The organism is Bradyrhizobium genosp. A (genome assembly GCF_049949275.1).
In the GTDB taxonomy this organism is placed as follows: domain Bacteria; phylum Pseudomonadota; class Alphaproteobacteria; order Rhizobiales; family Xanthobacteraceae; genus Bradyrhizobium.
The window spans coordinates 6,641,171-6,660,222 of the sequence record NZ_CP188196.1; the positions used below are offsets into that span (position 1 = coordinate 6,641,171).

The window sequence follows — 19,052 nt, forward strand, 5'->3', positions numbered from 1 at the left end:
CGTCACCACACGCGAAGCAATCAGATCAGCGTCTCGTACAAATCCATCCAGTCCGGATTGACGCTCTCGATCAAAGCCAGCTTCTTTGCCCGGCTGCCGCCCTTGATCTGCTTCTCGCGCGTAATCGCGTCGGTCAAGGTCGCGTGCAGCTCGTACCAGACGAGGAGCTTGCAGCCGTGCTTCGTTGAGAATCCTTTCACCAACCCCTCGCGATGCTCGAACGCGCGGCGCGGCGGATTCGAGGTGACGCCTGTGTAGATCGTCCCATTGCGGCGATTGGCGAACATGTAAACGCAGGGCTGCTTCATGATCGTGCTCGGCTGAAAGTCAGCTTTCACGATATCACAACCAGAAGATGATTGCGAGCAACGCCTGCGACAGCGGCGAACAGTTGCGAAGCTCTGGCCACGTCGTCATTGCGAGGAGCGAAGCGACGAAGCAATCCAGACTGCCGCCGCGGAAAGATTCTGGATTGCTTCGCTGCGCTCGCAATGACGGACCCCAGCCCCGCCTACTCCGCCAGAGCCTTCATCTCCTTGTAGAGATCGGACTTGCCTTCGAACCCGATGCCCGGAAGATCCGGCATGGTGATGTGGCCGTTTTCGACGCTGATACCGTCGGGGAAGCCGCCGTAGGGCTGGAAAAGGTCGGGGTAGCTTTCGTTGCCGCCTAAGCCTAAGCCGGCTGCGATGTTGAGCGACATCTGGTGGCCGCCGTGCGGGATGCAGCGGCTGGGTGACCAGCCGTAGGTCTTCAGCACGTCCAGCGTGCGCTGATATTCGCACAGGCCGTAGGACAGCGCGCAGTCGAATTGCAGCCAGTCGCGATCGGGACGCATGCCGCCGTAGCGGATCAGGTTGCGGGCGTCCTGGTGGCTGAACAGGTTTTCGCCTGTGGCCATCGGGCCGGGATAGAACTCTGCAAGTGCGGCCTGCAGCGCGTAGTCGAGGGGATCGCCGACTTCCTCGTACCAGAACAGCGGATAATCGCGCAGCATCTTGGCGTAGGCGATGCCGGTCTCCAGATTGAAGCGGCCGTTGGCGTCGACAGCGAGCCGCGCGTCCTTGCCGATCTCCTTCAGCACCGCCTCGATGCGGGTGCGGTCTTCCTCGATCGGCGCGCCGCCGATCTTCATCTTCACGACGTTGTAGCCGCGATCGAGATAGCCGCGCATCTCGCCGCGCAGCATCGAGAGATCCTTGCCGGGATAGTAGTAACCGCCGGCGGCGTAGACGAAGACGCGCGGATTGGCTGTGACGCCGTGACGTTCAGCCAGCAAGCGAAACAACGGCTTGCCGGCGATCTTCGCCACCGCATCCCACACCGCCATGTCGATGGTGCCGACCGCGACCGAGCGCTCGCCATGGCCGCCCGGCTTCTCGTTGGTCATCATCGCACCCCAGATTTTATCGGGGTCGAGATTGTCACCGGCGGCGTTGAGCAGCGACTTCGGATCGGCTTCGAGAATGCGCGAGGCAAAGCGCTCGCGGATCAGGCCGCCCTGGCCGTAGCGGCCGTTGGAATTGAAGCCGTAGCCGACGACGCGCTTGCCGTCGCGCATGACGTCAGTGACGACGGCAACGAGGCTCGTCGTCATCTTGGTGAAGTCGATATAGGCGTTACGGATTGGGGACGAGATCGGCTTTGTGATCTCGCGGACGTCGACGATGCGGACGGACATGGGCTTGGCCTTTCACTTTCGTCATTGCGAGCGAAGCGATCCAGAAGACCCTCACCCTGAGGAGCCTGCAAAGCAGGCGTCTCGAAGGGCGAGGCCACTGGCCGGGCCTTCATCCTTCGAGACGCGCGTTCCGCGCTCCTCAGGATGAGGGACTAATAGCTGAGCTCGCTCCTCACAGTGACAGTACTTACTTCTTATCCCTGAAATACGGCTCCACAGTCCCATGCACCTTGATGGTCAGCGGATTGCCGTAGCGGTCCTTGGCATTGCCGGCGGCGACGCGGACCCAGCCTTCGCTGATGCAGTACTCCTCGACATTGGTCTTCTCGACACCCTTGAAGCGGATGCCGACGTCGCGCGACAGGATGTCGGCGTTGTAATAGGGACTGTTGGGGTCGACCGACAGGCGGTCCGGAAATTCGTCGCTCATGATTGTCTCGCTCATAACAGGGTCTCGATCTTCTGCCGCAATCCTTCCGGCCGCGCGGTCGGCGCGTAGCGCGCGATGACGTGGCCGGCACGGTCCACCAGGAATTTGGTGAAATTCCATTTGATGGAGGCGCCCAACAGGCCGGATTGCTGGCGTTTCAGGTAGTCATACAAGGGATGCGCGTGGGCGCCGTTGACGTCGATCTTCTCGAACAGGGGAAAGGTGACGTCGTAATTGGTCGAGCAGAACGTCTGGATCTCGGCTGCCTGCCCCGGCTCCTGCGCGCCGAACTGGTTGCAGGGAAAGCCGAGCACCGAGAAGCCGCGCGGCGCGAGATCGCGGTGCAGATCCTCCAGCCCGCGATATTGCGGCGTGAAGCCGCATTTGCTCGCAGTGTTGACGATCAGCAGCACCTGTCCTTCGAACTGGCGCATCGGCACTTCGTCGCCGGCAAGCGAATTGGCCTTGAAGTCGTAGATCGCAGGCATCGCTAACCCACGGGGTCGATCGGCGACGGCGGCACGCCGCCCGCCTCGATCGCTTCGCCTGCGAGCAGACACAGATCCTCGCGATAGCGGCCGGAGACGATCTGCACGCCGACCGGCGCCTTGCCGACGAAGCCGGTCGAGACCACGAGGCCCGGCAGGCCCATGAAGGGCGTCGCGATCTGTGGCAGCTGCGCCTCCCAGACGCGCTCGAAGGATGCGGCGTCCTTGCGGTCGAGATGATCGGGGAACGGCAGCTCGCCGGAGACCGGCGTCAGCGCGACGGCATATTTCTCGAAGAACAGCATCCAGTCGCGGGTCAGCGTGGCGCGGCGGGTCAGCGCCTGCGCGTAATTCGCCTGGTCCATCGGCGTGACCTTGGCGCGGTTGCCGTGCAGGCAGGCCAGCGCGCCCGGATCGCCCTCGCGCTCGGCCATTTCCAGCTGCGCCTCGTAGGCATCGCCGAGCCAGAGCTTGCGCTGCCACGCGACGGCTTCACGCATCGGCGGAGTATTCTCGATCATTTCGACGGTCCAGCCGGCGCGCTCGAGGCGCTTGCCGGCGTCGGTCACGGCTGCCTTTACCTCCGGCGTGGTCGCAAGACCATCCGGGTTGAGGCACAGCGCAGCGCGCTTCGGCACTGCCGGACCTTCCAGCGGCACCGGCACATACCAGGGATCGCGCACGTCGCGCGCCGACATCGCGGCGAGCGAGATCCGCAGATCGTTCACGGTGCGCGCCAGCGGACCCGACACCGCCATGATCTGCGGCCCGATCGGGCGCTCCGGCAGCGCCGGATTGAAGGCGGGGATGCGACCGAGCGTCGGGCGCAGGCCGTGCACGCCGCAGGCATAGGCGGGATAGCGGATCGAGCCGGCGATGTCGGTACCGTGGGCGATGTGGCCGATGCCGGCCGCAACCGCCGAGCCGGCGCCGCCGGACGAGCCGCCCGGGGTCAACGAGGCGTCGCGCGGGTTCTTGGTGTCGCCATGGACCAGATTGGTGGTGAACCAGCGATAGGAGAAGGCCGGACAATTGGTGCGCCCAAGGAGAACCGCGCCGGCTTTGCGGAAATTGGCGACCACCGGATTGTCCTCGCGCGCAATCAGGTCGCGCTGGAGTTTTAAGCCGTTGGTGGTGGCAAAGCCTTCCTGGTCGACATTGGCCTTGATGGTGACGGGCACGCCGGCGAGCATGCCGGGGTCCTCGCCCCTGGCAATGGCGGCATCGACGGCGTCAGCCTGCTTGAGCACGTCCTCGGGCCGGTGGTCGATCACGGCGTTGAGCGTGGGATTGACGGCGTCCAGGCGATCGAGGCCAGCCTTGGCCGCCTCCCGGGCGGACACCTTTTTGGACCTGACAAGGGTGGCGAGGTCGGCGGCCGACAGGCGCCAGAGATCTTGCATGACGTGCTCCGTATGACCGGCGTCTTTTAGCGCCGGGCACGCGGCAAAGCCATGCGGATTTCGCAGGGTGGAAGAGCGGGTTAGTGCCTCGTCGCCGACTGGTCGGGCATATCCAGCAGCGCCTCGGTGAAGGGGAATTCCAGCACGATCTCCCCCTCGACGTCGGTCACCTCGATGACCGCCTCCATCAGCGCCGGCTGGGCGCCCTCAGATTTCACCACCTCCAGGATCATCTGGCGGGCGACCTCCCAGGCGCGATCAGGATTGCGCAGATCCTCGCCGTCGGGATCCACGATCAATTCATCGCCGATACGGGTGTTGAAGAAATATTTGGGCATCACGAGATCCAGCTAGAGGCGCCTGTACCGGATTGAAAGCTGCACTGCACTCACAACTGCTTTATCAGGACAGGGTTCGCGACCGAATGCGCCAAGCGCAAGGCTGCATCGCCAGAAAGTGGCGTTCCACGGGTATTTTTTCGCGGCGCAACATGTCGCTCTCGGGAAAATTTCACTGGCGAACTTTTGCGCGAGCAGTAACTTAGCCCTCGGGCGTAAACGTCCGAAATCGCAAGAATGGAGAGCCAAAATGGCCTGGAAAGCCCCCAAAATCGTCGAAGTGCCCTGCGGCATGGAAATCAACATGTATGTGAGCGCCACCCGCAAGTAAGCGGTTGGTGAGTACGCGCTTTGCGCAGGTGGGTCTTTCGCTCACGATCGGTTTCCGAATGATGGAAACTGTGTTGGCCTAGGATCCACCTGGCGACGTTGTTTTCCAGGAGACGGATCATGCTTCGCGTCGTCGTCCTGGGCGCCGGGGCCGGCGGCGGAGTCCCGCAATGGAATTGCGGTTGCGAGGGCTGCCGGGCGGCGCGCATCTACGGCCATGAGCTTTATCGAACCCAGGCTTCGGTTGCCTTCAGCGGCGACGGCGAGCATTGGTTCCTGATCAACGCCTCGCCCGACCTTCGCCAGCAATTGAATGCCACGCCGCAGCTGCATCCCAAGGCCGGCGCGCTGCGCCATACGCCTGTTGCAGGCGTGATCCTGACCAACAGCGAAGTCGACGCGGTCGCGGGCCTGCTGTCGATGCGCGAGGGCTCGCCCTTCACGGTCTATGCGCATGAGAAGGTGCTGGCGATCCTGGCCAGCAACAGCATCTTCAACGTGCTGAACGACAAGAACGTCAAGCGCCAGGCGATCGGGATCAGCGAGCCCTTCGAGCCAAGATTGCCCGATGGCGCGCGTTCAGGCCTCGAAGTGCTGGCCTTCGCGGTGCCGGGCAAATCGGCTTGGTATCTCGAAGGCAAGGCGCATCCCGGCGGCGAGAGCGGCGACGGCGATACGCTGGGGCTGAAGATCACCGACAGGTCCACCGGCAAGTGCTTTTACTTCATCGCCGCCTGCGCCGAGGTCACCGACGCGCTCAAGACCGAGATCGATGGCGCCGCGCTGGTGTTCTTCGACGGCACGGTCTGGCAGGACGACGAGATGATCAGGGCTGGCCTCGGCCACAAGACCGGCAGGAGCATGGGCCATGTCGCGATGTCCGGCGACGACGGCGCGATCGCACGGCTGGCCGATCTCACTATCGACAGGAAGATGTTTCTGCATATCAATAACTCGAACCCGGCGCTGCTGCCCGCTTCCCCCGAGCGCGAGGCCGCTGAAGAAGCGGGATGGCAGATACCCGCCGACGGAACGGAGATCGTGCTGTGAATGCCGCGTCCATGACTGGAATGAGTGCGCTCTCTGTGGGCAGGGATATCAGGCTCACTAGCGCCGATGAGCTGGAGGCGACGCTGCGCCATATTGGGGCTACGCGCTATCACAGCCTGCATCCGTTCCATAAGCTGCTGCACGGCGGCAAGCTCAACAAGGGCCAGGTGCAGGCCTGGGCGCTGAACCGCTACTATTACCAGAGCACGATCCCGATCAAGGACGCGGTGGTGATCTCGCGCTTCCGCGACCGCGCCACGCGGCTGGAATGGCGCCACCGCATCGAGGACCATGACGGTGACGTCGGCTCCGAGGGCGGCATCGAGCGCTGGCTCAAGCTGACCGAAGGCCTCGGTCTCGACACGGCCTATGTGGAATCGACCGAAGGCATCCTGCCGGCGACGCGCTTTGCGGTGGAGGCTTACGTGCACTACTGCCGTGAAAAAAGCCCGCTGGAGGCGATCGCGTCCTCGCTCACCGAGCTGTTCGCGCCGAACCTGCACGAGGAACGCATCTCCGGCATGCTGGAGCACTACGACTTCGTCAATCCTGATATCATGAGCTACTTCAAGCGCCGCCTCGCGCAGGCGCCGCGCGATGCCGGCTTTGCGCTCGACTACGTCAAGGCGCACGCTACGACGCCGGAGCAGCGCGCGCAGGTGTGCAACGCGCTGATCTTCAAGACCAACGTGCTGTGGGTGCAGCTCGATGCGCTCCAGCACGCCTATGTCGAGGGCAACATTCCGCCGGGCGCGTTCGTGCCCAAAGAAAACTAAAAAGGCGAGTTAAGAGGAATAGCAATGGCCGGGCCGCGGAACATCAGCGTCAGCGAGGCAAGCCGCCCCGTGCTGCCGCGGCATGCCAGGCTGAAATTTGACGAGACGCGACAGGTCTGGGTGATCCTGGCGCCGGAACGCGTGCTGGCGCCCGACGAAATCGCGGTCGAGGTCTTGCAGCTCTGCGACGGCAAGCGCAGTGTCGGCGATGTGTCCGATCAGCTGGCGGCGAAATACGCAGCGCCGCGCGAGGCGATCCTCGCCGACGTCATGGTCATGCTGCAGGATCTCGCCGACAAGGGCTTTCTCACCGAAGCCCGGGAGAAGACGCCATGAGCGATGTGCTCCCGATCATTCCGCCTGATGCCAGCGACAGTCTCGCGGTGCTGGAGAAGAGCCGCTCGACCGCAGAGACGTATGGCATTCCGCTCGCCGTGCTGCTCGAGATCACCCATCGTTGCCCGCTGCAATGCCCGTACTGCTCCAACCCCGTGGAGCTCGACCGTTCGGGCAAGGAGCTGACCACGGACGAATGGAAGAAGGTCTTGAGCGAGCTCGCCGAGATCGGCGTGCTCCAGGTGCATTTCTCTGGCGGCGAGCCGACGGCACGCAAGGATCTCGTCGAGTTGGTCAAGCACGCCAACGACGTCGGCCTCTACACCAATCTGATCACCTCGGCCGTGTTGCTGACGCGTGAACGGCTCGGCGAGCTGGCCGACGCCGGCCTCTGCCACGTGCAGATCTCTTTCCAGGGCGTCGAAGAAGGTCTTGCCGATCGCGTCGCCGGCTACAAGAATGGCCATCGCAAGAAGCTCGAGGTGGCAAAGTGGACGCGCGAGCTCGACTTGCCGCTCACCGTGAACGCGGTGATGCACCGGCAGAACCTGCACCAGCTCCCTGATATCATCCAGATGTCGATTGATCTCGACGCCGACCGGCTCGAAGTCGCCAATGTGCAATATTACGGCTGGGCGCTGAAGAACCGCGCCGCGCTGATGCCGACGGTCGCCCAGCTCGACGAATGCACCCGTCTCGTCGAGGAGGCGCGCGAGCGGCTCAAGGGTACGCTTGCGATCGACTACGTCGTGCCTGACTATTACGCGTTGCGGCCGAAGAAGTGCATGGGCGGCTGGGGCCGGCAGTTCTTCAACATCTCGCCCGCCGGCAAGGTGCTGCCCTGCCACGCCGCCGAAAGCATCACCGGCCTCGACTTCGAATCCGTGCGCTCCAACCATTCGATCGCCTGGATCTGGCAGAACTCCGACGCCTTTAACCGCTATCGCGGCACCGGCTGGATGAAGGAGCCGTGCAAGACGTGCGAGTTCCGCGAGATTGATTTCGGCGGCTGCCGCTGCCAGGCCTTTGCGCTGACGGGCGATGCCGCCAATACCGACCCGGCCTGCGCGCTGTCGCCGCAGCACGAGACCATCTTCAAGCAGGCCGAGCGCGAGGCCGAGGGCGAGACCAACCGCTTCGTGTACCGCAACTTCGCGGGCGGCACTCTGGAATCCGAGAATGGTGCCTGACGCCGACGCGGCCGCATCGGCCAGACGGGCCGATCCCTTTGCACCGCTGACCTCCGACATGCTCGACGTCGGTGACGGCCACGAGCTCTATGTCGAGAGCGTCGGCCGCACTGAGGGCATCCCCGCCATCTATCTGCATGGCGGGCCCGGCAGCGGCTGCCAGCCCGATCATCGCCGGCTCTTTGATCCTGACCGTTTCCATGCCGTGCTGTTCGACCAGCGCGGCTGCGGCCGCAGCCGGCCCAAGGGCTCGCGCGAGCACAACACGACCGCGCATCTGATCGCGGACATGGAAAAGATCCGCGAAAAGTTCGGCTTCGACCGTTGGATGGTGGTCGGCGGCTCCTGGGGCGCGACGCTGGCGCTCGCTTACGCGCAGGCCCACCCCGAGCGCGTCTCCGGCATCGCGCTGCGCGCGACATTTCTGGGCACACGGGCAGAGGTCGAGACCGCTTTTACCTCGCGCCTAGCACAATTCTATCCGGCGCTGCACGAGGATTTTCTCAGCGTGCTGCCGCCGGAGGAGCGTGCGCGCCCGGTGGACGCCTATTATCGCCGTATCCTCGATGCCGATCCCACCGTGCATGGACCCGCCTCGCGCGCCTGGCATGACACCGAACGCGCTTTGTCGGAGCACAAGGCGGCCAAGACACGCATCGACCTGGCCTCGTTGAACGTCTGGCGCACATTGCCGGCGACACCGTTCATGGAAGCGCATTATTTCGTCAACAATTCCTTCATGAGCGAAGACCAGTTGTTGCGAAACGCCAGCCGGCTCGCCGGCATTCCCGGCATCATCGTGCAGGGCCGCTACGATCTGTTGTGCCCTCCTGAGACATCTCAAGCGCTCTCGAAAGTTTGGCCGGGTTCCGAGATTCGGATCGTGGAAGAAGCCGGGCATTCGCTCTATGATGCCGGCGTCAGGGATGCGGTCATGAAGTCGATCGCCGACCTCGCGTCGAAGGCCGCGCGCTAACGCGCGAAAAAAGGACAACAAGAAAATGCCGCTCGCCGGGACAGGCATGCTGCTGACGTCGATGAACATCGATGCAGCAGATGAAGCCGATTTCAATCGCTGGTACGATCGCGAGCATCTGGAAGAGCGCGTCGCGATCGGGGGTTTCCTGGAAGCGCGGCGCTATGTCGCGCACGCCGCCGATCCCAAATATCTCTCGCTGTATTCGACCGCGACGCTCGACGTGCTCGACAGCCCTGCCTACCGGGCGCGGCTCGCCAACCAGACCGAATGGTCGCGGCGAACCATGGCGCATTTCAAGAACATGCTGCGCGTGGTCGCGCGCATCACCGTCAGCAAGGGCACCGGCCGTGGCGCGGCGCTCGGCCTCGTGCGGTTGCGCCCCACAGCCGACGACGCCGGCGCGTGGCGTGATGCACTGCAAGAAAAGCTGGCGCCGTGGGATCGCGAAGGCATCATCTCGATGCATCTGCTCGAGAGCGAGCCGGAATTGTCGGGCGCAACGGCGGAGATTCCAGCGGTGCGCAACGAAGGCGCGCGCGACTGGTTCGTGCTGATCGACGGCACGCATGTCGGCGCGGTCTCGGCCGTCATCGCCGAGCGTTTCACTGGCCCTGCGGCCGCGCCGTTCCCGCTGCCTGTCTCCGTCGGCACCTATGCGCTGATGTGGGACCTCGCGAAGAGCGATATCGCGGGCAGCTGAAGCATTGTCCGCATCGCAACATATTGCACCGCCGCATCGGCTGCGTATGCTGTTAATGCTGTCTGCGCGCAGCTCCCATGAAAGAGCGGAAGCGCGAAACTTTGCCGTTGTACTTCGGAGCGGTTCTAATAAGCTAACCCAATGACGTCATTCAGAAACCAGATCGACGCGTGTTAAGCGTTCGCCAAGCTCAAGAAAAGGCCGCGGGGGTCTTTGGGCCTGTGCGGACAGGGTAGGAATGAAACCGACCGATATCGCGGCCCCCGACTACTTTCACAAAGTGGTCGATTGCCAGTGGGCCTGTCCTGCGCACACCCCGGTTCCCGAATACATCCGATTGATCGCACAAGGCCGCTACAGCGACGCCTACATGATCAATTGGAAATCGAACGTGTTTCCCGGAATTCTGGGACGCACCTGCGATCGTCCATGCGAGCCGGCGTGCCGCCGCGGACGCGTCGAGGAAACGCCGGTGGCGATCTGCCGCCTCAAGCGCGTCGCCGCCGACTTCAAGGATGATATCAGGCAGCGCCTGCCGCATCCCGTTGCCAAGAACGGCAAGCGCGTCGCGTTCGTCGGGGGCGGTCCCGCCTCGCTGACGGTGGCGCGCGATCTCGCGCCGCTCGGCTATCACTGCACCGTGTTCGACGGCGATCCCGAAGCCGGCGGCATGATGCGGACCCAGATCCCGAAATTCCGCCTGCCCAATTCCGTCATCGACGAGGAGACCGGCTACATCCTGGGTCTCGGTGTCGATTTCAAAGGCGGCCACCGCATCGAGAGCATGAAGGCTCTGCTCGCGGAGAAATACGACGCGATCTTCGTCGGCTCCGGCGCGCCGCGCGGTCGCGAGCTCGATATTCCGGGCCGCAAGGAAGCGGCCGCCAACATCCATATCGGCATCGACTGGCTCTCGTCCGTGTCGTTCGGCCACACCGACAAGATCGGCAAGCGCGTGATCGTGCTGGGCGGCGGCAACACCGCGATGGATTGCTGCCGCACCGCGCGCCGCCTCGGCGGTGAGGACGTCAGGGTGATCGTGCGCTCCGGCTTCGAGGAGATGAAGGCCTCGCCCTGGGAGAAGGAGGACGCGATCCACGAGGACATCCCGATCCTCAACTTCCTCGTCCCCGTCTCGTTCATCCACGACAACGGCAAGCTCACCGGAATCACCTTCCAGAAGGTGAAGGCCGAATACGATGCCAAGGGCCGCCGCAATCTCGTCCCGTCAGGCGAGCCGGACCAGACCATCGAATGCGACGACGTGCTGGTCGCGGTCGGCCAGGAGAACGCCTTCCCCTGGATCGAGCAGGATTGCGGCATCGAGTTCGACAAATGGCACATGCCCAAGGTCGATCCGAAGACTTTTGTCTCGACCAATCCCAAGGTCTTTTTCGGCGGCGACGCCGCATTCGGTCCCAAGAACATCATCTGGGCGGTGGCGCAGGGCCATGACGCCGCGCTGTCGATCCACAAGCTGCTCTCGGGCGAGGACATCACCGAGCGGCCGCTGCCGGAGGTGCATGTCTCCTCGCAGAAGATGGGCATCCACGAATGGAGCTATGACAACGACATCTCCAACGACAAGCGCTTCAAGGTGCCGCATCGCGACAAGGTGATCGCGCTGAAGGACATCCGCACCGAGGTCGAGCTTGGCTACGACGTCAAGCTGGCGCTCGGGGAAGCCGAGCGTTGCCTGAACTGCGACGTGCAGACCGTGTTCTCGACCTCGCTCTGCATCGAGTGCGATGCCTGCGTCGACATCTGCCCGATGGACTGCATCACTTTCACTGACAATGGCGAGGAAGACGATCTGCGCCATCGCCTGAAGGCGCCCTCACCGCATCCGGACCAGGACCTCTACGTCTCGTCTGGTCTGAAGACCGGACGCGTGATGGTCAAGGACGAGGACGTCTGCCTGCATTGCGGGCTGTGCGCCGAGCGTTGTCCCACCGGTGCCTGGGACATGCAGAAATATTTCATCGAGATGACTTACGCAGGTTCGACATGTCCGACAAAAAGCCGATCAGCAGCGTAAACGACTTCGTCGTCCGTTTCGCCAACGTCAACGGCTCGGGCTCGGCCAGCGCCAACGAAATGTTCGCACGTGCGATCCTGCGCCATGGCGTACCGGTGTCCCCGCGCAACATCTTCCCCTCCAACATCCAGGGCCTGCCGACCTGGTATGAGGTGCGGGTCACCGAAGACGGCCATCTCGGCGCCCGCGGCGGCGTCGACCTGATGGTGGCAATGAATCCACAGACCTGGGACAAGGACGTCGCCGGCATCGAGCCCGGCGGCTACCTGTTCTACGATTCCACCAAGCCGATGCCGTCGACCAAATTCCGCGACGACATCACCGTGATCGGCGTGCCGCTCACCGCGATCACCAACTCGACCTACACCGATCCGCGCCAGCGCCAGCTGTTCAAGAACATCATCTATTTAGGCAGCCTCTCGGCGCTGCTCGACATGGACCCGAAGCTGATCGAGCAGCTGATCGGCGAGCAGTACAAGGGCAAGGAGAAGCTCTTGTCCTCTAACGTCCATGCGCTGCATCTGGGCCGCGACTGGGCGCTGCAAAACCTGAAATGCCCGATCGGGCTGCGGGTGAAGAAGTCCGACAAGGTCGGCGACCGCATCTTCATCGAAGGCAACAGCGCCGCCGCGCTCGGTGCCGTCTATGGCGGTGCGACGGTGTGCGCGTGGTATCCGATCACGCCGTCCTCGTCGGTGGCGGAAGCCTTTACTGCCCACTGCAAGAAGTACCGGCACGATCCGGAGACCGGCAAGGCGAAATACGCGATCGTGCAGGGCGAGGACGAGCTGGCCTCCATCGGTATCGTCATTGGCGCGTCCTGGAACGGCGCGCGCGCGTTCACCGCGACCTCCGGCCCCGGCATCTCCTTGATGACCGAGTTCATCGGCCTCTCGTATTTTGCCGAGATCCCGGCCGTGATCATGAACATCCAGCGCGCCGGCCCCTCCACGGGCATGCCGACCCGCACCCAGCAATGCGACATCATCGCCTGCGCCTATGCCTCGCATGGCGACACCAAGCATGTGCTGCTGTTCCCGGAAGACCCGGCCGAGGCCTTCGAGTTCGCAGCCGCCGCCTTCGATCTCGCCGAGCGCTTGCAGACCACGATCTTCCTGATGCTCGATCTCGACATCGGCATGAACCACCGGCTCTGCCGTCCGCTGAAGTGGGACGATTCCAAGCAGTATGACCGCGGCAAGGTGATGACTACCGAGATGCTGGACGAGGGCCGCGACTTCGGCCGCTATCTCGACGTCGACGGCGACGGCATCCCCTACCGCACCTATCCCGGCACGCACCCGACCAAGGGCTCCTATTTTACCCGCGGCACGTCACGTGATCGCTATGCGCGCTACTCCGAGGAAGGCTCGGTCTATGCCGACAACATGCAGCGGCTCGTGCGCAAGTTCGAGACCGCGCAGGACCTCGTGCCGCGGCCGCTCCAGGCCAATGCGGAACGGCCGACCAAATATGGCGTGATCTATTTCGGCTCGACCTCGCCGGCAATGGACGAGGCGATTGGCCTGCTGGAGACGCGCGGGCACCAGCTCGACCGCCTGCGCATCCGCGCCTTCCCGTTCCACTCCAGCGTGGCGAGCTTCCTCGCCGAGCACGACTTCGTCTACGTGGTCGAGCAGAACCGCGACAGCCAGCTCCGTCAGCTCATCGTCAACGAGAACGGCATCGATCCCGTCCGCCTCGTGCCGATCGTGCATTATGACGGCACCCCGATCACCGCCCGCTATATCGCAAAAGCCATTGGCGACCACCAGGATCACCTCAAGGTGACCCCGCTCCGCAAGGCCGTGTCATGATGGCAAATCGCAAGGATCGGATGCAATCACCTCTCCCCGCGTGCGGGGAGAGGTCGGATTGCGCAGCAATCCGGGTGAGGGGGACTCTCCACGAGTCGAGCTCGTCGAAAGAGCCCCTCACCCCAACCCTCTCCCCGCGAAGGGCGGGGAGAGGGAGTGGAGAGAGACGGTCATGACCTACATCGCAAAACCGAAATTCCATCATCCCGGGCTCAAGAAGAACGAGCTCGGCTACACCCATCGCGATTACGAGGGCAAGATCTCGACGCTGTGCGCCGGCTGCGGCCACGATTCGATCACCGCGTCGATCATCGAGGCCTGCTACGAGCTCTCGATCGAGCCGCACCGGGTGGCAAAGATCTCCGGCATCGGCTGTTCGTCGAAGACGCCGGACTACTTCCTCGGCAATTCGCACGGCTTCAACTCCGTGCACGGCCGCATGCCCAGCGTGCTGACCGGCGCCAATCTCGCCAACCGCGACCTGATCTATCTCGGTGTCTCCGGCGATGGTGATTCCGCCTCGATCGGCTTCGGCCAGTTCGCGCATTCGATCCGGCGCGGCGTCAACATGACCTATATCGTCGAGAACAACGGCGTCTACGGCCTGACCAAGGGCCAGTTCTCGGCCACCGCCGACCGCGGCTCGAAGTCGAAGAAGGGCGTGACCAACACCGACAACGCCATCGACCTGGTCGCAATCGCGCTGCAGCTCGGTGCGACCTTCGTGGCGCGCTCGTTCTCCGGCGACAAGAGCCAGCTCGTGCCGCTGATCGCGGCTGCGATCGGCCACAAGGGCGCGTCCTTCATCGACGTCATCAGCCCCTGCATCGCCTTCAACAACCACGCGGGCTCGACCAAGAGCTTTGACTATGTCCGCGAGCACAACGACGCCGTGAACCGGCTCGACGTGCTGGTCGGCCGCGATCCGATCGCGGTCGATTATGCGCCGGGCACGGTGCAGGTGGTCGAGCAGCACGATGGCAGCAAGATCGCATTGCGCAAGATTGATGCCGACTACGATCCGCATGACCGGCTCGGTGCCCAGACCTTCCTCGCGAGGCACGCCGCCAAGGGCCAGATCGTCACCGGGCTGCTTTACGTCGATCCCGATGCGGAAGATCTGCACAGCCATCTCAACACGGTCGAGACGCCGCTCAATTCGCTGGAAGCCGACACGCTCTGCCCGGGCTCGGCGGCGCTGGACAAGTTCAACGCCAGCCTGCGGTGATCTCTCGCCAACGCTCTACCGCGCCGAAGCGGGCGGCCTGACGCGTACGGAGATCTTCTCCGACACGACGGGCGGCTCGAACGGATAGTGCTTCGCATCGCCCAGCACCAGCTGGAGCGTGTGGGTCCCCGGCGGTAGCTCGAGCTGGGTCTCGGTCTGCCCTGCCCCGAAATGCAGATGCGACTTGTCCTGCAGGATCGGCTCCTTGGGATCGATGGGATCGTTGACGTCGATCAGCAGATGATGATGACCGGAGTTCTGATAGTCGTCGCCGGCATGGGTAACACCCATGTTACGCAAGCCGAACCGGACCAGGAAGGTACCGCGAACCCTCTGCCCGTCATGCGGAGTGATGAAATAGAGCTTTGCGTCCTTGGGAGCGGACTTGCCTTGCGAAAAGGCGGCGCCGGGAAGCAATACGAGCACCGCCGACAGCGCGATGCAGCGAATGATTTGCATCAAACCAACTCCTGCACTCAATGGACTGTGCTCAAGGACTGAGCGCGACGCGGAAGCCGTGCGTCGGATAGCGGACATTGGTGTCGTAGCCATCGCGATTGGACGGCCTCACATATCTCGAATCGTTCTTCCAGGAGCCCGAGCGCAGGACATGCGACGCGCAATCCCCGCCGCTCCATGCCGAGCCGTCACCGGTTGCGCCCTGATAGTTTTTGCGCCAGCAATCCTCGACCCACTGATCGATACTGCCACCCATATCGTAGAGGCCGAACGGATTCGGCTTGAAGCTGCCGACCTTCGCCGGCTGCTCGGCCGCAAGGTCTCCGCAATCCTTGCACCCCGCCATGCCCGGCTGGAGCTTGTCGCCCCACCAATATTTGGTCTGCGTTCCGCCGCGCGCGGCGTACTCCCATTCAGCTTCGCTCGGAAGTCGATAAGGCTTCTTGGTCGCCTGCGCGAGATAGGCCACATATTGTTGTGCGTCGGTCCAGCTCACATTGCTGATCGGCGCATCGTCTTTTCCGACGGCCGTGAAGCCGCATGCCTTTGCGGCCGCGCATTCGTTCCATTCGTGCACCGTCACCGGATATTTGCCGATCGAGAACGGCTTGATCGTGACCTGGTGAACGGGCCGTTCGGTCGGGTCGTCATTGCTTCCCATGGCAAAGCTGCCGCCGCGAATGGCGATCATCTCAGATTCGCGAAGCGGCGGCGCCGTTGGGCTTGGGGTTTGAGTTGGGGTTTGGCTTGATCCCTGATTTAGCGCCGGAGCAGGTGATGGAGATGCCGACGCCACCGAGGGAGACGGCTGTGGCGTTTGCGTCGCGGCTTCGCGCGGCGGAGATTGCGGGCTCGGCGATGCGACCGGAGCAGCCGTCGGCGCGACAGCCTGCTCGCGCCCCTTGCCCGGCGGCTGCGCCAGCAGATACCACAGCACGCCGGAGGCAATCACGAGCAGCGTGATGCTCAGGAGAAAGATCAGGATATTCTCGCGCCGACCTCGCGTCCTCCCGAGCGCATCTGCGTCCGGCAGCACGCGATAGACGCGCACCGGATCGGTAATGTTCTTGACCTTGCGATCCCCGAGCGACTCGTAACCGCACACGACCTTGTGCTTGATCTGCTCGTAGATCGCGCCGGAGATGTAGACCTGACCGGGTTCAGCGATACCCTCGAGGCGCGTGGCGATGTTGACGCCGTCGCCGTAGATATCGTCCGGCTCCACGATGACGTCGCCGAGATTGACGCCAATCCGGTATTCGATCCGCGACGGCTTTGCGAGCGCGGCGTTACGGCCGACGAGATTCTGCTGGATGACGATGCTGCAGCGAACGGCCTCGACGGGACTGTCGAATATCGCGATGAAGCCGTCGCCGGTGGTCTTCACCAGCGCTCCATGGTGCTCGACGATGCTGGGCTGGATGAGATCCCGCTCGATCCGCTTGACGCGGACATGCGTGCCTTCCTCGTCGGCCTGCATCAGGCGACTGTAGGAAGCGATGTCACCGACGATGATCGCCGCAAGACGACGCGGCATCGGGCCGTGTGGAGGCGGCTCATCGTGATTTCCGGATCTGAAGTTGCGAATTTCGCCCATTGCGAAGACTCCACAAACTTGCAAAGGCGGATTAGCTTACGTCTCCGAAGCGCAGCTGTCTGTGAACACTATCACATCGATGAACTGCGACAATGTCGCAGAAGTTGTCGGTGTGTCGAGTTCCCTGGCAAAGCCGCCGTCAGGATTGAACCTTCCTGATCCGACGGCGACTAAGGCTCGTGTGGACACACCTTGCAATTTGGGCCTGTGCCTGCCTCGTCCGCCGCTACGATGCGCAGCATCTTGCCCGAGGCCCGGGCGTTTCGCGGCGCTTAGCTGACAGGCTCCGGCGCGGGTTCAGGCTCCGGCACGGCGTGGTTGACATGGGCCGGTCGTCCGGCACCCCAATATTGCTTGCAGGTCTCGAGCAATTTTTCGACGTCCATGGTCAGGCCGCCCGCATTGACGATCACGCCGTCAGCGCCAAGTGCCTTGTTCATCATCGACAAGGCCTGCGTCAGAAGTCCTCCGGAGAATCGCTCGGCGACAAGGGGATCGACCTTGAGCACCACGAATTTCTGCGCGCGCTGCTCCCAGAGCATGATCTTCCGCACGGCGCTCCAGGCGATGGTCTCGTCGGCGAGCCTGGTGTCGCGAATGCCGACACGGCTGATGAAGACCACCGGCTGCCTGGCGGAGATCAGCTGCCAAAGCATCCTGCAGGTGGCAAGCCCGAAAAACACCGCGCCGATATAGCAGGCGGCCACCTGGAACGTGGTGACGTTCTTGCCTTCCTGCCAGGTGAATGCGAGCCCGGCGCAGAGTAGCGTCAGCAGCAGGTTGCCGCCGAAAAACATCAGCAGCCGGCCTCGCGAATAGCCGATCGCAAGATTGGGCAAGTTCTGACTTTCGGACATTCCAATCGCCTCCAGCCATTTGCAACAATCTGGGGTCTATCCACGCCCGTCCCTTGCAAGGCTTAAGCCTGGAACCTTGCGCGAGGCTGCCCGCAGGAGGCGCAGTTGAACGCACAGTGTCTGGCTTGCGACTAACGGCCAGTTGGCCCCATCCTCTCGACGCGGGCCGTCAATGGCTGAATTATCCGGTGCGATCATGAAGCTTGCCCTCATCCTTCCGCTGGTACTTGCGGCCTTCATCGGCGTCGCCCGGGCTGAGGAGGCCGACGACATCCGCGAGGCGAGCAAGACCGAGACCGAGGCCTTCAACGCACGGATGTACGCGGGCACGCCCGCCAAGACCGCCTATGCCTGCTTCGTTCACCGCTACGATGCCGAGCACCTGGCGCGACATCCGAAGCAGAAAGTCGCCGCGATGAAGCTGCTGGTCTCGGCGGAGATCGACCAGGAGGACAAGCAGCTCCACAACTCCTTCCGGCTCGGCTTCCGATATCGCCACCGCAGCGGCGATTTCGACTCCAGCGGCTCCTGTCACCACGTTGTGTTTACCAAGGACGGCAGCGAGGTCCGGCTCGGCTGCGGCGTCGATTGCGAGGGCGGCGGCATCGGCGTCGCGCTCTCGAGGGACGACAAATCGGCCATCGTGCGGCTCGCGAGCGTCAGGGTCTGGCTGCACAACAAGCCGGACGAAGAGGCCGAGCGATCGCTGGTCGCAGGCCAGGATGACGGGATATTCCGGCTCGACCGGGCCAACAACAGCGAGTGCGCCGCGCTCGTGACTGACCGCAAGGAACTCGCTGCTCTCAGCCACAAGTGATATGTCAACGGCCAGTCGAGCGCTGTCGTGAGGAGATCGCCATGAACCGCCGGAACATCTTGTGGAGCACCGTCTCGGCGTTGGGTGCAGCGTTTGCGGCCTCGCGCGCCAAGGCTGCGACCGAGGCCGCGCCGTCGAACAAGCTGAAGGTCGTCTATCACCTCAGCGACGCCGACAAGGTCAATTTCGTGCTCGGCAACATCCAGAACCACATCGACGGCGTCGGCGGCCCCGACCATGTCACGATCGCGCTGGTGATCCACGGGCCGGCATTGAAGGCGTTCCACTCCGCGCAGGCCAACCCGGATATCAGCAAGCGGATCGGCGATTTCTCCAAGGACGGCGTCGAGCTCGCCGCCTGCGGCAACACGATGAAGGCGCAGAACATCGCGCTGACGGATCTGCTGCCCGGGTTCGTCAGCGCGGAGAAAGGCGGCGTGGTGCGTCTCGCCGAGCTGCAGTCGCAGGGGTATCTGTATTTGCGGCCGTGAGGCTAGGCGCGGCGAATTCGGTGCGCTCCCTCCCCCGCTTGCGGGGG

21 protein-coding genes are annotated in these 19,052 nt (G+C 63.4%); 12 read left to right on the forward strand and 9 right to left on the reverse strand.

The window, feature by feature from the left end; translation table 11 throughout:
• Positions 1-20 precede the first annotated feature (20 nt).
• The 6 genes from ACP2YP_RS31160 to ACP2YP_RS31185 all read right to left on the reverse strand — a co-directional run bounded on the left by ACP2YP_RS31160 (position 21) and on the right by ACP2YP_RS31185 (position 4,340).
• A complete protein-coding gene (locus ACP2YP_RS31160) occupies positions 21-308 on the reverse strand; it encodes a GIY-YIG nuclease family protein (RefSeq protein ID WP_426420044.1) in 288 nt (95 codons plus the stop codon).
• Positions 309-511: 203 nt separating this feature from the next.
• Positions 512-1,681 carry a D(-)-tartrate dehydratase gene (tarD, locus tag ACP2YP_RS31165; RefSeq protein ID WP_426420045.1) on the reverse strand — a complete coding sequence of 390 codons (1,170 nt, stop codon included), beginning with the start codon at positions 1,679-1,681 and terminating at the stop codon, positions 512-514.
• Positions 1,682-1,868: 187 nt separating this feature from the next.
• Complete coding sequence (locus ACP2YP_RS31170; protein WP_426420046.1) at positions 1,869-2,126, reverse strand: DUF3297 family protein; 258 nt, start codon at positions 2,124-2,126, stop codon at positions 1,869-1,871.
• A complete protein-coding gene (locus ACP2YP_RS31175; protein ID WP_426420047.1) occupies positions 2,123-2,599 on the reverse strand; it encodes a glutathione peroxidase in 477 nt (158 codons plus the stop codon). Before ACP2YP_RS31175 ends, ACP2YP_RS31170 begins: the two co-directional genes overlap by 4 nt.
• Positions 2,600-2,601: 2 nt before the next feature.
• Positions 2,602-4,002, reverse strand: coding sequence for an amidase family protein (locus ACP2YP_RS31180; RefSeq protein WP_426420048.1), 1,401 nt, complete (start codon positions 4,000-4,002; stop codon positions 2,602-2,604).
• Positions 4,003-4,082: 80 nt separating this feature from the next.
• On the reverse strand, positions 4,083-4,340 hold the full coding sequence (locus tag ACP2YP_RS31185) for a DUF6894 family protein (protein ID WP_254133528.1): 258 nt from the start codon (positions 4,338-4,340) through the stop codon (positions 4,083-4,085).
• A gap of 250 nt (positions 4,341-4,590) precedes the next feature.
• Between ACP2YP_RS31185 and pqqA the strand changes: the two genes are divergently transcribed.
• The 10 genes from pqqA (at position 4,591) to ACP2YP_RS31235 (ending at position 14,784) form a co-directional block, all read left to right on the forward strand.
• Positions 4,591-4,671: a pyrroloquinoline quinone precursor peptide PqqA gene (gene pqqA, locus ACP2YP_RS31190; RefSeq protein WP_007595659.1), complete on the forward strand. Its 81-nt coding sequence runs from the start codon at positions 4,591-4,593 to the stop codon at positions 4,669-4,671.
• A 119-nt stretch (positions 4,672-4,790) separates the two neighbouring features.
• Positions 4,791-5,720 carry a pyrroloquinoline quinone biosynthesis protein PqqB gene (pqqB, locus tag ACP2YP_RS31195; protein WP_426420049.1) on the forward strand — a complete coding sequence of 310 codons (930 nt, stop codon included), beginning with the start codon at positions 4,791-4,793 and terminating at the stop codon, positions 5,718-5,720.
• A gap of 20 nt (positions 5,721-5,740) precedes the next feature.
• Positions 5,741-6,496 (forward strand): pyrroloquinoline-quinone synthase PqqC, encoded by a 756-nt coding sequence (gene pqqC, locus ACP2YP_RS31200; protein WP_426426321.1) that lies wholly within the window; start codon positions 5,741-5,743, stop codon positions 6,494-6,496.
• Between the two features lie 24 nt (positions 6,497-6,520).
• On the forward strand, positions 6,521-6,832 hold the full coding sequence (pqqD, locus tag ACP2YP_RS31205) for a pyrroloquinoline quinone biosynthesis peptide chaperone PqqD (protein ID WP_426420050.1): 312 nt from the start codon (positions 6,521-6,523) through the stop codon (positions 6,830-6,832).
• On the forward strand, positions 6,829-8,022 hold the full coding sequence (gene pqqE / locus ACP2YP_RS31210; RefSeq protein ID WP_426420051.1) for a pyrroloquinoline quinone biosynthesis protein PqqE: 1,194 nt from the start codon (positions 6,829-6,831) through the stop codon (positions 8,020-8,022). Before pqqD ends, pqqE begins: the two co-directional genes overlap by 4 nt.
• The gene (gene pip, locus ACP2YP_RS31215; protein ID WP_426420052.1) at positions 8,012-8,998 is read left to right on the forward strand and encodes a prolyl aminopeptidase; all 987 of its coding nucleotides are present in this window, start codon (positions 8,012-8,014) and stop codon (positions 8,996-8,998) included. Before pqqE ends, pip begins: the two co-directional genes overlap by 11 nt.
• 25 nt (positions 8,999-9,023) lie before the next feature.
• Positions 9,024-9,701, forward strand: a complete 678-nt coding sequence (locus ACP2YP_RS31220; protein ID WP_426420053.1) for a hypothetical protein — start codon at positions 9,024-9,026, stop codon at positions 9,699-9,701.
• A 238-nt stretch (positions 9,702-9,939) separates the two neighbouring features.
• Positions 9,940-11,739, forward strand: coding sequence for an FAD-dependent oxidoreductase (locus ACP2YP_RS31225; RefSeq protein WP_426420054.1), 1,800 nt, complete (start codon positions 9,940-9,942; stop codon positions 11,737-11,739).
• Positions 11,709-13,556, forward strand: a complete 1,848-nt coding sequence (locus ACP2YP_RS31230) for a 2-oxoacid:acceptor oxidoreductase subunit alpha (RefSeq protein WP_426420055.1) — start codon at positions 11,709-11,711, stop codon at positions 13,554-13,556. The genes ACP2YP_RS31225 and ACP2YP_RS31230 overlap by 31 nt, the downstream gene beginning before the upstream one ends.
• A 172-nt stretch (positions 13,557-13,728) precedes the next feature.
• A complete protein-coding gene (locus tag ACP2YP_RS31235) occupies positions 13,729-14,784 on the forward strand; it encodes a 2-oxoacid:ferredoxin oxidoreductase subunit beta (protein WP_426420056.1) in 1,056 nt (351 codons plus the stop codon).
• Between the two features lie 15 nt (positions 14,785-14,799).
• On the opposite strand, the gene ACP2YP_RS31240 is transcribed toward ACP2YP_RS31235, so the two are convergent.
• The 3 genes from ACP2YP_RS31240 to ACP2YP_RS31250 form a co-directional block, all read right to left on the reverse strand.
• Positions 14,800-15,243 carry a DUF4399 domain-containing protein gene (locus ACP2YP_RS31240; protein ID WP_426420057.1) on the reverse strand — a complete coding sequence of 148 codons (444 nt, stop codon included), beginning with the start codon at positions 15,241-15,243 and terminating at the stop codon, positions 14,800-14,802.
• A gap of 31 nt (positions 15,244-15,274) precedes the next feature.
• Positions 15,275-16,840: an SUMF1/EgtB/PvdO family nonheme iron enzyme gene (locus ACP2YP_RS31245; RefSeq protein ID WP_426420058.1), complete on the reverse strand. Its 1,566-nt coding sequence runs from the start codon at positions 16,838-16,840 to the stop codon at positions 15,275-15,277.
• Positions 16,841-17,112: 272 nt separating this feature from the next.
• Positions 17,113-17,697: an STM3941 family protein gene (locus tag ACP2YP_RS31250; protein WP_426420059.1), complete on the reverse strand. Its 585-nt coding sequence runs from the start codon at positions 17,695-17,697 to the stop codon at positions 17,113-17,115.
• 196 nt (positions 17,698-17,893) lie between these two features.
• Between ACP2YP_RS31250 and ACP2YP_RS31255 the strand changes: the two genes are divergently transcribed.
• On the forward strand, positions 17,894-18,514 hold the full coding sequence (locus ACP2YP_RS31255) for a hypothetical protein (protein ID WP_426426322.1): 621 nt from the start codon (positions 17,894-17,896) through the stop codon (positions 18,512-18,514).
• A 41-nt stretch (positions 18,515-18,555) separates the two neighbouring features.
• The gene (locus ACP2YP_RS31260; protein WP_426420060.1) at positions 18,556-19,005 is read left to right on the forward strand and encodes a DsrE family protein; all 450 of its coding nucleotides are present in this window, start codon (positions 18,556-18,558) and stop codon (positions 19,003-19,005) included.
• The last annotated feature ends 47 nt before the right edge of the window (positions 19,006-19,052 follow it).

Coding starts and splice junctions, on each gene's coding strand:
- ACP2YP_RS31160 (WP_426420044.1), bottom strand. CDS start 308: ATGAAGCAGCCCTGCGTTTACATGTTCGCCAATCGCCGCAATGGGACG.
- tarD (WP_426420045.1), bottom strand. CDS start 1,681: ATGTCCGTCCGCATCGTCGACGTCCGCGAGATCACAAAGCCGATCTCG.
- ACP2YP_RS31170 (WP_426420046.1), bottom strand. CDS start 2,126: ATGAGCGAGACAATCATGAGCGACGAATTTCCGGACCGCCTGTCGGTC.
- ACP2YP_RS31175 (WP_426420047.1), bottom strand. CDS start 2,599: ATGCCTGCGATCTACGACTTCAAGGCCAATTCGCTTGCCGGCGACGAA.
- ACP2YP_RS31180 (WP_426420048.1), bottom strand. CDS start 4,002: ATGCAAGATCTCTGGCGCCTGTCGGCCGCCGACCTCGCCACCCTTGTC.
- ACP2YP_RS31185 (WP_254133528.1), bottom strand. CDS start 4,340: ATGCCCAAATATTTCTTCAACACCCGTATCGGCGATGAATTGATCGTG.
- pqqA (WP_007595659.1), top strand. CDS start 4,591: ATGGCCTGGAAAGCCCCCAAAATCGTCGAAGTGCCCTGCGGCATGGAA.
- pqqB (WP_426420049.1), top strand. CDS start 4,791: ATGCTTCGCGTCGTCGTCCTGGGCGCCGGGGCCGGCGGCGGAGTCCCG.
- pqqC (WP_426426321.1), top strand. CDS start 5,741: ATGAGTGCGCTCTCTGTGGGCAGGGATATCAGGCTCACTAGCGCCGAT.
- pqqD (WP_426420050.1), top strand. CDS start 6,521: ATGGCCGGGCCGCGGAACATCAGCGTCAGCGAGGCAAGCCGCCCCGTG.
- pqqE (WP_426420051.1), top strand. CDS start 6,829: ATGAGCGATGTGCTCCCGATCATTCCGCCTGATGCCAGCGACAGTCTC.
- pip (WP_426420052.1), top strand. CDS start 8,012: ATGGTGCCTGACGCCGACGCGGCCGCATCGGCCAGACGGGCCGATCCC.
- ACP2YP_RS31220 (WP_426420053.1), top strand. CDS start 9,024: ATGCCGCTCGCCGGGACAGGCATGCTGCTGACGTCGATGAACATCGAT.
- ACP2YP_RS31225 (WP_426420054.1), top strand. CDS start 9,940: ATGAAACCGACCGATATCGCGGCCCCCGACTACTTTCACAAAGTGGTC.
- ACP2YP_RS31230 (WP_426420055.1), top strand. CDS start 11,709: ATGTCCGACAAAAAGCCGATCAGCAGCGTAAACGACTTCGTCGTCCGT.
- ACP2YP_RS31235 (WP_426420056.1), top strand. CDS start 13,729: ATGACCTACATCGCAAAACCGAAATTCCATCATCCCGGGCTCAAGAAG.
- ACP2YP_RS31240 (WP_426420057.1), bottom strand. CDS start 15,243: ATGCAAATCATTCGCTGCATCGCGCTGTCGGCGGTGCTCGTATTGCTT.
- ACP2YP_RS31245 (WP_426420058.1), bottom strand. CDS start 16,840: ATGGGCGAAATTCGCAACTTCAGATCCGGAAATCACGATGAGCCGCCT.
- ACP2YP_RS31250 (WP_426420059.1), bottom strand. CDS start 17,697: ATGTCCGAAAGTCAGAACTTGCCCAATCTTGCGATCGGCTATTCGCGA.
- ACP2YP_RS31255 (WP_426426322.1), top strand. CDS start 17,894: ATGAAGCTTGCCCTCATCCTTCCGCTGGTACTTGCGGCCTTCATCGGC.
- ACP2YP_RS31260 (WP_426420060.1), top strand. CDS start 18,556: ATGAACCGCCGGAACATCTTGTGGAGCACCGTCTCGGCGTTGGGTGCA.